The sequence below is a fragment of the Parasphingomonas halimpatiens genome (assembly GCF_036663795.1).
In the GTDB taxonomy this organism is placed as follows: Bacteria; Pseudomonadota; Alphaproteobacteria; order Sphingomonadales; family Sphingomonadaceae; genus Sphingomonas.
On record NZ_JAXOJP010000025.1, the window covers coordinates 21,213 to 34,411 of the forward strand.

The 13,199-nt window shown below is 67.9% G+C and carries 13 protein-coding genes and 1 tRNA gene; 12 read left to right on the top strand and 2 right to left on the bottom strand.

What is annotated here, in order from left to right; genetic code table 11:
- Nucleotides 1-25 precede the first annotated feature (25 nt).
- A tRNA-Arg gene (locus U1839_RS19610) sits at nucleotides 26-102 on the top strand.
- A gap of 52 nt (nucleotides 103-154) precedes the next feature.
- On the opposite strand, the gene U1839_RS19615 is transcribed toward U1839_RS19610, so the two are convergent.
- Nucleotides 155-1,420, bottom strand: coding sequence for a dicarboxylate/amino acid:cation symporter (locus tag U1839_RS19615; RefSeq protein WP_332805270.1), 1,266 nt, complete (start codon nucleotides 1,418-1,420; stop codon nucleotides 155-157).
- Between the two features lie 124 nt (nucleotides 1,421-1,544).
- Between U1839_RS19615 and U1839_RS19620 the strand changes: the two genes are divergently transcribed.
- The 7 genes from U1839_RS19620 (at nucleotide 1,545) to U1839_RS19650 (ending at nucleotide 9,424) form a co-directional block, all read left to right on the top strand.
- On the top strand, nucleotides 1,545-2,708 hold the full coding sequence (locus tag U1839_RS19620) for a serine hydrolase domain-containing protein (RefSeq protein WP_332805271.1): 1,164 nt from the start codon (nucleotides 1,545-1,547) through the stop codon (nucleotides 2,706-2,708).
- The gene (locus tag U1839_RS19625; protein ID WP_332805272.1) at nucleotides 2,705-3,589 is read left to right on the top strand and encodes a LysR family transcriptional regulator; all 885 of its coding nucleotides are present in this window, start codon (nucleotides 2,705-2,707) and stop codon (nucleotides 3,587-3,589) included. The genes U1839_RS19620 and U1839_RS19625 overlap by 4 nt, the downstream gene beginning before the upstream one ends.
- Nucleotides 3,590-3,664: 75 nt before the next feature.
- Nucleotides 3,665-4,699: an N-acetyltransferase DgcN gene (gene dgcN, locus U1839_RS19630; protein ID WP_332805273.1), complete on the top strand. Its 1,035-nt coding sequence runs from the start codon at nucleotides 3,665-3,667 to the stop codon at nucleotides 4,697-4,699.
- Complete coding sequence (dgcA, locus tag U1839_RS19635; RefSeq protein WP_332805274.1) at nucleotides 4,657-5,652, top strand: N-acetyl-D-Glu racemase DgcA; 996 nt, start codon at nucleotides 4,657-4,659, stop codon at nucleotides 5,650-5,652. The genes dgcN and dgcA overlap by 43 nt, the downstream gene beginning before the upstream one ends.
- Nucleotides 5,643-7,211, top strand: a complete 1,569-nt coding sequence (locus U1839_RS19640) for an N-acyl-D-amino-acid deacylase family protein (RefSeq protein WP_443030643.1) — start codon at nucleotides 5,643-5,645, stop codon at nucleotides 7,209-7,211. The genes dgcA and U1839_RS19640 overlap by 10 nt, the downstream gene beginning before the upstream one ends.
- A gap of 133 nt (nucleotides 7,212-7,344) precedes the next feature.
- Nucleotides 7,345-8,586, top strand: coding sequence for a dicarboxylate/amino acid:cation symporter (locus U1839_RS19645; RefSeq protein WP_332805276.1), 1,242 nt, complete (start codon nucleotides 7,345-7,347; stop codon nucleotides 8,584-8,586).
- A 1-nt stretch (nucleotide 8,587) separates the two neighbouring features.
- Nucleotides 8,588-9,424: a phytanoyl-CoA dioxygenase family protein gene (locus U1839_RS19650; protein WP_332805277.1), complete on the top strand. Its 837-nt coding sequence runs from the start codon at nucleotides 8,588-8,590 to the stop codon at nucleotides 9,422-9,424.
- A gap of 4 nt (nucleotides 9,425-9,428) precedes the next feature.
- On the opposite strand, the gene U1839_RS19655 is transcribed toward U1839_RS19650, so the two are convergent.
- Complete coding sequence (locus tag U1839_RS19655; RefSeq protein WP_332805278.1) at nucleotides 9,429-10,334, bottom strand: LysR family transcriptional regulator; 906 nt, start codon at nucleotides 10,332-10,334, stop codon at nucleotides 9,429-9,431.
- 121 nt (nucleotides 10,335-10,455) lie between these two features.
- Here U1839_RS19655 and U1839_RS19660 point away from each other — a divergent pair, with 121 nt between their 5' ends.
- The 4 genes from U1839_RS19660 (at nucleotide 10,456) to U1839_RS19675 (ending at nucleotide 13,190) form a co-directional block, all read left to right on the top strand.
- Nucleotides 10,456-11,007 (top strand): carboxymuconolactone decarboxylase family protein, encoded by a 552-nt coding sequence (locus U1839_RS19660; RefSeq protein ID WP_332805279.1) that lies wholly within the window; start codon nucleotides 10,456-10,458, stop codon nucleotides 11,005-11,007.
- Between the two features lie 86 nt (nucleotides 11,008-11,093).
- A complete protein-coding gene (locus U1839_RS19665) occupies nucleotides 11,094-12,089 on the top strand; it encodes an alpha/beta fold hydrolase (RefSeq protein WP_332805280.1) in 996 nt (331 codons plus the stop codon).
- Nucleotides 12,090-12,120: 31 nt separating this feature from the next.
- A complete protein-coding gene (locus tag U1839_RS19670; RefSeq protein WP_332805281.1) occupies nucleotides 12,121-12,729 on the top strand; it encodes a pyridoxamine 5'-phosphate oxidase family protein in 609 nt (202 codons plus the stop codon).
- A complete protein-coding gene (locus U1839_RS19675; RefSeq protein ID WP_332805282.1) occupies nucleotides 12,726-13,190 on the top strand; it encodes a nuclear transport factor 2 family protein in 465 nt (154 codons plus the stop codon). The genes U1839_RS19670 and U1839_RS19675 overlap by 4 nt, the downstream gene beginning before the upstream one ends.
- Nucleotides 13,191-13,199 lie beyond the last annotated feature (9 nt).

Here is a 13,199-nt window from a genome sequence, read left to right on the forward strand (position 1 = left end):
TCGCCTCTATGGACCCACTTCCCAAGCGCCCGTAGCTCAGCTGGATAGAGCATCAGACTACGAATCTGAGGGTCGGACGTTCGAATCGTTCCGGGCGCACCAACACCCCCGCCAAGGTCATCGACCTGGCGGGGGTTTGTTTTTCCGGGCAGCATCATTGCATCGTCAGGGTCGGAATGTCGTTCGGCCCGACATCGCCCTTCGATCGCCGCGCCACGCCGATCGTCACCGCTACATCCATCGTGACATTGCCGACCGTGCGAAACAGGTCGGGGATCGTCTCGACCGCGATCAGCAGGCCGAGCGCTTCGATCGGCACGTGCATCGCCAGCGCCACCGGCGCGACCGAGGCGATGTAGCTGATCGTGCCCGGCAGACTGATCGAGCCCATCGTGGTGATCGCGGCAGTGACGACGCCGAAGAACATCGCGCCGGGTCCGATCGGCACGCCGAGCCAGTGCGCGATGTACAGCGCGACGGCGAGGTTCATCGCCGGGCTGGTCGCGCGGAAGATCGCCACCGCGATCGGCAACACGATGCCCGCGGTGGCGGGAGGGGCGCCGAGTTCTTCCGAGGCGAGCAACATTGCCGGCAAGGTGGCGAGCGACGATTGCGTGCTGATCGCCACCGCCTGCGCCGGCGCCACGGTGCGGGCGAAGCGGACCAGCGAGACGCGGCCCGCGATCATGGCCATCGGATAAGCGAGCAGCAGGACGATGAAGCCGATCGACGAGACCATCACGATATAGTGGAGCAGCGCGCCGACCGCGCCGATCCCGGTCTGTGCGCCCACGCCGTAGGCCAGCGCGAAGACGCCGATCGGCGCCAGCTTGAGCACCCAGCCGATGATCACCAACATCGCGTCGGTGAAGGCCTGGAACAGGTCGGTCAGCTGCTTGCGCGGGGCGGGTTCGAGCTGGGTGATAGCGAAGGCCAGCGCGAGGCTGAAGATCGTCAGTGGCAGGAAGGCGTCGCTCGCCGCCGCCGCCACCACGTTCGACGGCACGATCTTGTCGAAGAAATCGCTCAGCGTCGGCACCGTGCCGACCGGGGTCGCACCGGTCAGAGACTGGCGCAGGTCATGCGACAGCGTGGCCGAAAGCGGCCACAATTCCAGCAGCACCGGCATGACCAGCGCCGACATGATCGTCGTGCCCCACAGGATTGCGACGAAAGTGAGCACCGATCGCAGCGCGATCCGTCCGGCGCGCGCGGCATTGGCAGCAGCGCCGATGCCGGTCACGAGCAGACCGATGATCAGCGGTACGATCACCATCTGCAGTCCGTGCAGCCAGGCGTGGCCGACCGGCTGGGTCCACGCGATCGCGTCAATCGCCAGCGTTGGTGCATACTCCCGTGCGGCGATGCCGATCAGCAGTCCGGCGACCAGCGCCAGCAAGATCCGTGTAGCCTGCGACATGTGTCCTCCCTGTTCGCCCGGTCCAAGCGACCGGTTTCGCCGCCGCTTGGCAAGGAAATTCTTAACGCACGGGTAGAGCCGCCGGGCATTGTGCAGTGCGGCGTCGTGGGTCTAGGCTGGACGGATGCTGCTCCCGATCCTCGCGCTCGCCGCCGTCGCGCAACCCGTCGCCACCGTCAGGGTGACCTTCGATCGCCACCACGAGACCTCGGCGCGGGCAACCGGTTGGGCGGATCTCGCCGCGCAGCGCAAGGTCGGCGTCGACGATCCGGTCCGCGTCGCCTCGATCTCGAAGCTGGTCGTCGCCATCGCGGTGATGCGGCTGGTCGAGCAGCACCGGCTCGATCTCGACGCCGATGTTTCGGGGCAGCTTGGCTGGTCGCTACGCAACCCGGCTTTTCCCGATGCACCGATCACGCTGCGCCTGCTGCTGTCGCATCGCTCGAGCATCACCGACGGCGTCGATTATGTCCTGCCGCTCGATGCCGACATGCGGACCGTGCTCGCCGACCCGAAGGCGTGGGATGCCGGGCACGCGCCGGGCGGCTGGTTTCACTACACCAACCTCAATTTCCCGGTGATCGCCGCAGTGATGGAGCGCGCCACCGGCGAGCGCTTCGACCGGTTGATGAAGCGCCTCGTGCTCGATCCGCTCAAGCTCGACGCCTGCTATAACTGGGCGAACTGCACGCCGGCGCGCGCTGCGCGGGCGGTGGTGCTGTACCGCGACGGCGTTGCGGTGCGCGACGACAATAAGGGCGCGATGCCGACATGCCCGGTGACCCCCGCCGCCGATGGCAGTTGCGACCTGGCCCGCTGGCAGGCCGGCAGGAACGGCGCGATGTTCGCGCCGCAGGGCGGGCTGCGCATTTCGATGCGCGATCTCGCCAGGGTCGGCCGGCTGCTGCTCGGCAACGGCGCAGTCGATGGCGTGCGGTTGCTCAGCCCCGCCTCGGTCGCGCTGCTCGAAACGCCGCTCTGGACCTTCAACGGCCAAGCGGGGGCAGGAGGCAATGGTGAGACCGATGCGGGATTTACCTGCAGCTATGGCCTTGCCGTGACTTTCCTTGCGACCAACGCCGCGGGGTGCCGCGACGACCCGTTCGGCGACGGCCGCCACCGTATCGGCCATGCCGGCGAGGCCTATGGCCTCCGCTCCGGGCTGTGGATCGATCGTGCGCGCGGCACCGGCGTCGCCTATTTCGCCACCGACGTGCCGGCGCGCCCGCAGGCAGCGAACTCGGCCTATACCCCGGCCGAGGAAATGCTTGCGCGAGGTACGCAATGAACCTGCGCCATATCGAGATCTTCCACGCCGTCTATGTCAACGGCTCGGTCAGCGGCGCGGCGCGCGCGCTCAACATCTCGCAACCCTCGGTCTCGAAGACGCTGCGCCACGCCGAATCGCTGCTCGGCTTCCCGCTGTTCGAGCGCACCGCCGGGCGGCTGGTGCCGACCGAGGACGCGCATATCCTGTTCACCGAGGTGCGTGAGATCCAGGACCGCGTCTATGCGCTGCGCGAGGCGGGGCGGAACCTGCGGCGCGGCACCGGCGGCACGCTGCGGCTGTCGGCGCTGCCGTCGCTGGCGCTCGATGCGCTGCCCACCGCGGTGTCGCGCTTCCTGCGCACCCACCAGAACGTCAAGTTCGACCTCCAGACAGTTCATCACGACGATCTGCTGCGCAAACTCTACGAGCGCGAGACCGATGTCGCGATCGCCTATGAGGTGCCCCCGGCCGCGCCGCTCGGCCATCGCTGGCTCGGCGAGGGTGAGCTGGTCATGCTCTACCGCGAGCAGGACATGCCCGATGCCCCGCCGCGCGTCGAACTCGAATGTCTGCGCGGCCAGCGTTTCATCACCGTCGCGGGCAGCGGGCCGATCGGCCAGCTGTTCACGCAGGAAATCGATCGCGTCGATCTCGAGCTCGACGAGGTGGTGACGGCGCGCACCTTCCACATCGCCGCGACATTGGTGCGGCAGGGCGTCGGCTTCACCGTGGTCGACAGCTTCACCGCGCAAGCCGCGCTCGTCCCGGGCATGGCGATGCGGCCGCTCAAGCCGCAGATCACTTTCGACGTCCACGCCATGTTCCTGCTCAACCGGCCGCCGACCGCGCTGGCGACCGAGTTTCTCAAGACATTGGCCAAGGTCATCGACGCGCCGTGAAGCCATAAATCCAGGCTATAGCCGCGCCCGCACTCACTATGCGCGGGCGGCACGGTGCGCGCTTAGGGTCGCACAATGATCCCCTCGCCTTACCTCCTCTATCTCGGCAGCAGCACCGATTTCGTCGGCATCAAGACGTCGCGCGGGCTGGCGACCTTCCGTCCGCAGGATTGCGTCGGCGAATTCCGCCACGACGATTGCCCGCTGACGCTCGGCCTGCCGCGCCTGACCATTGCCGAGGCGGCGGCGGCGGGTGCGCGGACGCTGGTGCTCGGCATCGCCAATTCGGGCGGCAAGATGGGCGCGGCGCTGGTCGACGATGCCGCCGCCGCGATCGAGGCGGGCATGAACGTCGCCGCCGGCTTGCACCAGCGGCTGCGCGACGTGCCCCGGCTTGCCGCGCTCGCGCAGCAACATGGCGTGCAACTGTTCGATGTGCGTGATCCGCCGGCCGATCTGCCCGTCGGCAATGGTTATGCCCGCGCCGGCCACCGCCTGCTGACGGTCGGCACCGATTGCTCGGTCGGCAAGATGTATGCCTCGCTGGCGCTGGTCGAGGGGCTGCGCGCGCGCGGCATCGCCGCCGATTTTCGCGCCACCGGGCAGACCGGCATTCTGATCGCCGGCGGCGGTGTGCCGGTCGATGCGGTGGTCGCCGATTTCATCTCCGGCGCGATCGAGCAGCTCACCCCGGCGCGCGACGATGACGGCTGGGACGTGATCGAAGGGCAGGGGTCGCTGTTCCACCCGAGCTTCGCCGGCGTGTCGACCGGCCTGCTCCACGGCGCGCAGCCCGAGGCGCTGGTGATGTGTCACGATCCGGCGCGCGCCCATATGCGCGGCATTCCCGGACGGCTGCTGCCCGGCCTCACCGAATGCCTGGCGGCCAACCTCCAGGTCGCGCGGCTGACTAGTCCCGATGTCCGTCCGGTCGGAATCTGTCTCAACACCTCGGGCATGGAACCGCATGCCGCGCGTCAGCTCTGCGCGCAGATCGAGGCGCAGACCGGCTTGCCCTGCACCGACCCGATCGCCTTCGGGGTCGATGCCATTCTCGACGAGTTGCTATGCTACGAACCCTCAGCGTCCGGCACGATCGCTTCGCGCTGACTCGCCCGTTCCGGATTGCGCGCGGCGAGAAGATCGCCGCCGACGTGATCACGGTGACGCTGGGCGAGGGCGGTGTCGAGGGGCGCGGCGAGGGCGTGCCCTATGCCCGTTATGGCGAGACGATCGACACGGCGATGGCCGCTGTCGAAGCAGTGCGCGCCGCGATCGCGGCGGGCGCCGATCGCGCGGCGCTGGCCGGTCTGCTTCCGCCCGGTGCGGCGCGCAATGCGCTCGATTGCGCGCTGTGGGACCTCGAGGCGCGGCGCGCCGGTACCGACGTTCACACGATGATCGGCGCGCCCGCGCTGGAACGGCTGGCCAGCGCGCTCACCGTGGTGATCGACACGCCCGCCGCGATGGCGGCCGCCGCTGCCGCGATCGCCGACGTGCCGGTCATCAAGATCAAGGTCGATGCAAACGACCCGGCGAGCCAGATCCGCGCGGTCCGTGCCGCCGCGCCGGCTGCCGCGCTGATCGTCGATCCCAATGAAAGCTGGGATCAGACGCTGGTCATCGCGATGCAGGCGGTGCTGGTCGAGGCGCGGGTGGCGTTGCTCGAACAGCCCGTGCCGGCACAGGCCGACGCCTGGCTCGAGGGTTATGCGCCGAGCATCCCGATCTGCGCCGATGAATCGGTCCATGTCGCGGCCGACCTGCCGCTGATCGCGCGCCGCTACCAGATGGTTAACGTCAAGCTCGACAAGGCTGGCGGGCTGACCGCCGCACTCGAACTGGCGCATGCCGCGCGCGAACGCGGGCTCGGCCTGATGACCGGTTGCATGGTCAGTTCATCGCTGTCGATCGCCCCCGCGCTGCACGTCGCGCGGATGAGCGACTTCGTCGACCTTGACGGTCCGATCTGGCTGAAGGAGGACTATCCCGGCGGCGTGCGTGACGAGCATGGCTATCTGCTTCCGCCGGCACCGGGATTTTGGGGAACGTCATGCGGGTGATCGCGCGAATGCTGGCCGCGGCGGCGGTCGCCGGCCTGACGCTGGGCGCCAGCGCCGCGCCGAAGCGTGTCGACCTGCTGATCCACGGCGGCACGGTGTTTACCGGTTCCGACGCGCCCTTCACCGGTGATGTGGCGATCGTCGGCGATCATATCGTCGCGGTCGGCCCGCACCTTGCGCTTGCGGCGGCGCGGACGATCGACGCGCATGGCATGGTCGTCGCGCCGGGCTTCATCGACCCGCACACGCACATGGGCGATGCGCTCGTCGCACCCGATTCGAAGCGCCGGCTGATCCCGATGTTCCTGCTGCAGGGCGTGACCACGGCGTTCATCGGCAATGATGGTGGCGGCGCGATCGATGTCGGCAAGGTGCTGGGCAGCGCCGCGACGAAGCCGGTCGGCATCAACTATGCCAGCTATACCGGCTTCGGTTCGATCCGCTCGGCGGTGGTCGGCGAAGCGAAGCGCGATCCGACCCCGGCGGAGCTGGCACGGATGAAGGTGATGGTCGCGCGGGCGATGTGCCACGGCGCGCTCGGCTTTTCCACCGGCCTGTTCTACGCCCCGCAAAGCTTTTCGAAGACCGATGAGGTCGTCGCGCTGTCGGCCGAGGCGGCGCGGTTCGGCGGCTATTATGACAGCCATATCCGCGACGAATCGAGCTACACCGTCGGGCTGATGGCGGCGATCGACGAGGCGATCGCGATTGCCCGCGACGCGCACATCCCGGTGCATATCTCGCACATCAAGGCGCTCGGCGTCGACGTGCAGGGCAAGGCGCCCGAGGTGATTGCGCGGATCGAAGCGGCGCGCGCCGCCGGGCTCGACATCACCGCCAGCCAATATCCCTGGTCGGCGAGCGGCACGAGCCTCGTTGCCTCGCTGATCCCGCTCTGGGCGCAGGACGGTGGCCGCGCCGCCTTGCTCAAGCGCTTCGACGATCCCGCCCTTGCGGAGAAACTGCGGACCGACATCGTCGAGAATATGCGCAAGCGCGGCGGGGCGGAATCGCTGCTGATCGTCGAGGGCAGCTATCGCAATCGCAAGCTCTCCGACGTGGCCAAGGCGATGGGCGTCGATCCCGTCGCGGCGGCGCTCGCGGTGATCCGCATCGCCGATCCCGGCGTGGTGTCGTTCAACCAGAGCGAGACCGACATCGCCGCCTTCATGCGCCAGCCCTGGGTGATGACCGATTCCGACGCCTCGCCCGGCCATCCACGCATGTACGGCACCTTCGCGCGCAAATATGCCAAATATGTCGTCGCCGACCATGTCCTGACCCTGCGCGACTTCATCGAACGCAGTTCCTCGGTCACCGCCGACTGGTTCCATCTGACCGGCCGCGGGCATCTGCGCGCCGGCGCCTTCGCCGATGTCGTGGTGTTCGATCCGGCCAGCTACGCGTCGCGCGCCACCTATGAGGCGCCGACGCTCTTCGCGTCGGGCGTGCGCACCGTGCTCGTCAACGGTGTGCTGGCGGTCGACAAGGGCAAACTCACCGCCCGCGCCGCCGGCCGCGCGCTGCCGCACACGCCGACGCCGGGCCGGTGTTCGTGACGAAACTTCAATTAATCCGTCACCCCGGACTTGTTCCGGGGGCCACCGTCCCGCAAATTCTCAGGCCGCAGGATGCGCGATACGGTGGATGCCGGAACAAGTCCGGCATGACGGTTAGGGGCGGGCGCTCATAGTGCGCACCTGGTTCGCCATCCCGCTCTGGCAGCGCGTGCTCGGCGCGCTCGCGCTCGGCCTGATCTTTGCCCTTGTCTGGCCCGCCGCCACGCCGAAGGTCGCGTTCATGGGCGACCTGTTCGTCCGCGCGATCCGTATGCTCGTCGCGCCGATCGTGCTGGTGACGATCGCCTCGGGCATCACCACGCTCGCCGATCCGCGGCGGCTCGGCGGGCTGGGCGGGCGGACCGTTGGCCTGTTCGCGCTCACAACGGCGATTGCCGTCTCGGTCGGCATGATCGTCGCGGTGCTGCTCCATCCCGGTGTCGGCGCGCCGCTCGGCACCGCGGCGCCGCATCCGCTCGGTGTCCCGGTCACGCCCTATGACCAACTGATCGGCATCATCCCGCTCAACATCGTCGATGCGCTGGCCAAGGGCGACATGCTCGCGCTGATCTTCGTCGCGATCCTGCTCGGCATCGGCACCGTCGTCGCGGGCGAGCCCGGCAAGCCGTTCGCCGCGCTGCTCCAGGCGACCTCGGCCGTGCTGCTCAAGGTCGTCGCGATCGTCATGGAGGCGACCCCATTCGGCGTCTTCGCGCTGATCGCCAATGCCGTCGCGGCGAACGGTGCGGCGGTGTTCGTCCATGTCGGCTGGCTCGCGCTCGCCGTGCTGCTCGGCTCGATGATCCAGATCGTCGTCGTCCATAGCCTGTTGCTGCGCCTCGTCGCGCGCCTGCCGTTGCTGCCCTTCTTCCACGGCATCGTCGATGCACTGGTGGTCGGCTTCTCGACCGCGTCGAGCTCGGCGACGTTGCCCGTTGCGATGCGCGTCGCCGGCGACAATCTCGGTATCGATCGCCCGGTCTATTCGACCGCGCTGCCGCTCGGTGCGAGCATCGGCAAGGACGGAACGGCGATGTATGTCGGGCTGCTCGCGATGTTCGCGCTGCAGGCCTTCGGCACGCCGCTGACGCCGCAGGTCTATGCCACCGTGCTGCTGACCGGTGCGCTTGCCGCCTTCGGCACCGCACCGGTCCCCTCCGCCTCGCTGTTCATGCTCGCCACCGTGTTGTCGGCGGTCGGCATCCCGCCCGAACAGACGGCGCTCGTCGTCGGTTTCGTGCTGCCATTCGACCGGCTGCTCGACATGACCCGCACCGTGCCGAGCGTCAGTGCCAACCTCGCCGTCGCGACGACGGTGGCGCGGCTCGAGGGCGAACTCGACGAGGCCATCTACAGGTCCACGAATGACGCATGACATGACGACCAGCGACACGATCGAGCAGTATCGCCGCGAAGGATATGCCGTGGTGCGCGGCTTCATGTCGCCCGACGAGATCGTCACGATCGGCGCGGCGATCGACCAGATCTACGACGAAGGCGTCGCGCACGGCCGCAGCTTCCGGCACGGCAATCTGTTCTACAATGTCGGCCCCGATGCGGTCGGCGCGCCGACGGTGCGTATGGCGCAGTGGCCCTCTTATCATCAACCCGTGCTCAACGCCGTGCGGCTCGATCCGCGCTTCGCCGCTCTGCTCGCCCCGTTGCTCGGCGGCGACATCAAGCAGATCATCAACCAGCTCCACTGGAAGGTGCCCGGCGCGGTCGGCGATTTCGCGTGGCACCAGGATTCGCGCTTCCGCCGCCCGGCCGAGGCCTATCGCAACCTCGGCAGCTCCTATGTCCAGACCGGCCTCGCGATCGATCCGCACAACCCCGGCGCGGGCGGGATGCGTTTCATTCCGCAAAGCCACCGCCACGGCGTGCTGCAACTCGACACGTCGCAGGAGGTGCTCGGCAATGCGATGAGCGATGCCGTGCTGGAGGCGGCCGGTCTCGCGCCGGACAGTGCGATCGACCTCGACCTCGCGCCGGGCGATCTCGCGCTGTGGAACCCCTATCTCGTCCATGGCTCGGGCGTGAACCATGCGACGCACCGCCGCCGGCTCTACATCAACGGCTATGTCCGCGCCGCCGATTGCGACCGCGGCGAATGGGCGTTTCGGGGCGGTCAGCCGGTGCCGTTTGGCGACGAACCCGCGCTGGTCCATTACGAGGCGCTGCGCGAGCGCGGCGAGCCGCATTATACCGATTGATCCCTCAGGCTGGCAGCGCGCCTAGCACGGCCTTGAGCCGCGGCGTCGCGAAATCGAGAAACGCCCGCAACTTCAGCGGGACCAGCGCCTGGCCGGCATGGACGAGATGGACGGGCAGGGGGTCGGGCTCGGCATCGCGCAGGATCAGGCGCAGCGCGCCAGCGTTGAGGGCGTCGGCCACCTGATAGGACAGCACGCGCGTAATGCCGCCACCGCCGATCGCCGCCGCGATTGCCGCATCCGCCGTATTGACGGCGAAGCGCGGCTTGATCGGCACCGCCCGCCTTTGCCGCTCGCTGCCAAAGGTCCAGACGTTCGACGCGTAGAGCCCCTCGAACATCACGCAGTCGTGCCCGCCAAGGGCCTCCGGCGCCTCGGGCGTGCCGCGCTCGGCGAGATAGGCCGGGCTGGCGCAGGTCACCCAGCGCACCGCGCCGAGCCGCGTGGCGAGCATTGCGCTGTCGGGCAGCGACCCGATCCGCACCGCGACATCGAGCTGGTCGTCGATCAGGTTGACGACCTGATCGGCAAGGACGAGCCGGGCGTCGATCTCGGGATAGGCGCCAAGAAAGGCCAGTACCACCGGCGCGACATGGAGCTTGCCAAACATGATCGGCGCGGTGATCGTCAAATGGCCGCGCGGCGCGCGATATTCGCCCGACGCGACGCGCTCCGCCTCGTCGATCTGGTCGAGAATCCGCCGGCTCGCGGCGAGATAGATCTGCCCGGCCTCGGTCAGCACCAGTTTGCGGCTGGTGCGGATGACGAGTTGCGTGCCGAGATGCGCCTCGAGATCCGACACCTTCCGGCTGACGGTGGCCAGCGGCATGCCCAGCGCGCGCGACGCGGCCGACAGGCTGCCGCCGTCGATCGCCGCGATCAACGTCGCCATAGCATCGAAGCGGTCCATCATGGCTCCCGAAAAATGGAAGGAAGGTTCCTTATATTGCCGGATACCGCGCTAAAATGGAAGCGCCTAGATCATCCTCGCCGGGCCGCGCTGGTCCAGATCCGATGAAAGGAATGCTCCCATGTCCCGTATCCCGACCCCCGCCACGATCGCCGACGCCCCCGCCAAGGCGCAGCCGCTGCTTGAGGCGGTCAACCAGCAGCTCGGCGTCGTGCCGAACATGTTCCGCCTGATCGCCACCAGCCCGCAGGCACTGGAAGGCTATCTCGGCATGTCGGGCGCGCTCGCCAAGGGCGCGCTGCCCGCCGCCACGCGCGAGCGGATCGCGCTCGCCGTCGCCGAGATCAATGGCTGCGACTATTGCCTCTCGGCCCACACCTTCATGGGCAAGAACCTCGCCAAGCTCGACGATGCCGAGATCACCGCCAACCGCAGCGGCGCCTCGAACGATCCCAAGGCCGATGCCGCCGTGCGCTTCGCCGCCCGCGTCGCCCAGGCCCGCGGCCATGTCGCCGAGGCCGATCTCTCGGCGGTCCGGCTCGCCGGCTATAGCGACGCGCAACTGATCGAGATCGTCCAGCACGTCGCGCTCAACAGTTGGACCAATTATTTCAACGAGGTCTTCAAGACCGAGATCGACTTCCCCGTCGTCACTGCCCGCAAGGCCGCCTGACCCCCCAGGCGCGACGACGAGGCGCGGGTGCCGCTTCCCCCCGGCGGCGCCCGCTTACCTCCCGAAAAATCGAAAGGAACCCGATCATGACCCGCAAATCCCGACTGCTCGCCGCCGCCTTTGCCGTGACAGTGACGGCCGGCAACCTCCTCGCCTCGGCCTCCGCTCTGGCCGCCACGCACCCCGTGTTGACCACCCCGGTCGCCGCGACCCAGGTTCGCTACGGCACCGTCAATGTCGACGGCCTCAACATCGCCTATCGCGAGGCCGGCGACCCGAAGAGCCCCAAGCTCGTCCTGCTCCACGGCTGGCCCTCCTCCTCGCACCAGTATCGCGACCTGATAGTCGCGCTGGCGCCGCGCTTCCATGTCATCGCGCCCGATTATCAGGGCTTCGGCAACAGCGACGCGCCCGATCCAGCGCGCTATCATTATTCATTCGACGCGATCTCGGTGACGGTCGAGAAGTTCCTCGCCGCCAAGGGCTTCGACCATTATGGCGTGTTCATGCAGGATTATGGTGGTCCGGTCGGCTACCGGATCATGGGGCGCAACCCGCAAGCGCTCGACTGGGTGATCATCCAGAACACCAATGCCTATGAAAATGGCTTCACCCCGGCCTGGGACGGCTTTCGCAAGGCCCTGTGGGTAGACCGCAACGCCGCGAGCGAGGCGCCGCTTGCCGCCTTCAACACTCCCGACGGGATCAAGGGCGTCTATCTCACCGGCGCCGGCCACCCTGAACTGATCGCGCCGGAAAGCTACCAGAGCGACGCCGCCTTCGTCGCGCGGCCCAACAATCTGCGCATCCAGCTCGACCTGTTCTACGATTATCGGAACAACGTCGCGCTCTACCCGACCTGGCAGAAATTCCTCCGCGAGCATCAGCCCAAGACGCTGATCTTCTGGGGCGAGCATGACCCGTTCTTCACCCCCGAAGGCGGCGAATCCTATCTCAAGGACCTGCCGCGCGCCGAAATCCACCGGCTCAACGCCGGGCATTTCGCGACCGAGGACAATCTGCCCTTCATCGCCAGCCACATCATCAGCTTTTATGACAAGCAGGTGAAGCGCGCCAAGTAACCGTAACGACGCCCGCCAACAGGAGGCGACCATGCCATCACCCTCGAGCGACATTGCCTTCACCCCCACCGTGAAGGCACTTCAGGCGCAGCGCGGATCGCGCGACGCCTATGCCCGGCAAGAGGCGCGCGGCGGCTTTCGCACCGTGGTCGATGAGGACCTGGCCGACTTCCTGGCGGGCGTCGACACCGCCTATCTCGCCACCGCGAACCTTGCCGGGCAGCCCTATGCCCAGCATCGCGGTGGCCCGCGCGGCTTTATCTGCGTGCTCGACGACCACACGCTCGCCTTCGCCGACTTTAGCGGCAACCGCCAATATATCTCGAGCGGCAACCTCGCCGACAATAACCAGGCGTTTCTGTTCCTGATGGACTATGCCCATCGCCGCCGGATCAAGCTGTGGGGCCGCGCGCGCGTGTCGCACGATCCCGCCGTCATCGCGCAACTGATGCCGGAAAATTATCGCGCACGGCCCGAACAGGCGATCCTGTTCACCGTCGCGGCATGGGACGCCAATTGCCCGCAGCACATCCCGGTCAAGCTCGACGCGGCGGATGTCGCGGGGGCGATCGACCATCTCAACGCCCGCATCGCCGAACTCGAAGCCGAAACTGCCCGCCTGAAAGGACTTGCCCGATGACCCGCCCGCCTTTGCCGCCCTTCACCGACGCCACCGCCGCCGAGAAGGCGCGCCTCGCCGAGGATGCCTGGAACAGCCGCGATCCGGCGCGCGTCGCGCTCGCCTATACCCCCGACAGCCAGTGGCGGAACCGCGCCGAGTTCGTCACCGGGCGCGACGCGATCGTAGCGCTGCTGACGCGCAAATGGGCACGCGAGCTCGATTACCGGCTGGTCAAGGAAGTGTGGGCGCATGCCGGCAACCGCATCGCGGTGCGCTTCGCCTATGAATATCGCGACGACAGCGGCAACTGGTACCGCGCCTATGGCAATGAGAACTGGCAGTTCGATGCCGAGGGGCTGATGGAACGTCGCATCGCCAGCATCAACGAGCATCCGATCGCCGCCGCGGATCGCGCCTTTCGCTGGTCGCTCGGCCGCCGGCCCGACGATCATCCCGGGCTGAGCGCGCTCGGCTTTTGACCGCGCCGG

What these genes read in the sequence shown, in the direction of transcription:
- U1839_RS19615 (WP_332805270.1), bottom strand. Translation starts at nt 1,420, where the DNA reads ATGTCGCAGGCTACACGGATCTTGCTGGCGCTGGTCGCCGGACTGCTG.
- U1839_RS19620 (WP_332805271.1), top strand. Translation starts at nt 1,545, where the DNA reads ATGCTGCTCCCGATCCTCGCGCTCGCCGCCGTCGCGCAACCCGTCGCC.
- U1839_RS19625 (WP_332805272.1), top strand. Translation starts at nt 2,705, where the DNA reads ATGAACCTGCGCCATATCGAGATCTTCCACGCCGTCTATGTCAACGGC.
- dgcN (WP_332805273.1), top strand. Translation starts at nt 3,665, where the DNA reads ATGATCCCCTCGCCTTACCTCCTCTATCTCGGCAGCAGCACCGATTTC.
- dgcA (WP_332805274.1), top strand. Translation starts at nt 4,657, where the DNA reads ATGCTACGAACCCTCAGCGTCCGGCACGATCGCTTCGCGCTGACTCGC.
- U1839_RS19640 (WP_443030643.1), top strand. Translation starts at nt 5,643, where the DNA reads ATGCGGGTGATCGCGCGAATGCTGGCCGCGGCGGCGGTCGCCGGCCTG.
- U1839_RS19650 (WP_332805277.1), top strand. Translation starts at nt 8,588, where the DNA reads ATGACGACCAGCGACACGATCGAGCAGTATCGCCGCGAAGGATATGCC.
- U1839_RS19655 (WP_332805278.1), bottom strand. Translation starts at nt 10,334, where the DNA reads ATGGACCGCTTCGATGCTATGGCGACGTTGATCGCGGCGATCGACGGC.
- U1839_RS19660 (WP_332805279.1), top strand. Translation starts at nt 10,456, where the DNA reads ATGTCCCGTATCCCGACCCCCGCCACGATCGCCGACGCCCCCGCCAAG.
- U1839_RS19665 (WP_332805280.1), top strand. Translation starts at nt 11,094, where the DNA reads ATGACCCGCAAATCCCGACTGCTCGCCGCCGCCTTTGCCGTGACAGTG.
- U1839_RS19670 (WP_332805281.1), top strand. Translation starts at nt 12,121, where the DNA reads ATGCCATCACCCTCGAGCGACATTGCCTTCACCCCCACCGTGAAGGCA.
- U1839_RS19675 (WP_332805282.1), top strand. Translation starts at nt 12,726, where the DNA reads ATGACCCGCCCGCCTTTGCCGCCCTTCACCGACGCCACCGCCGCCGAG.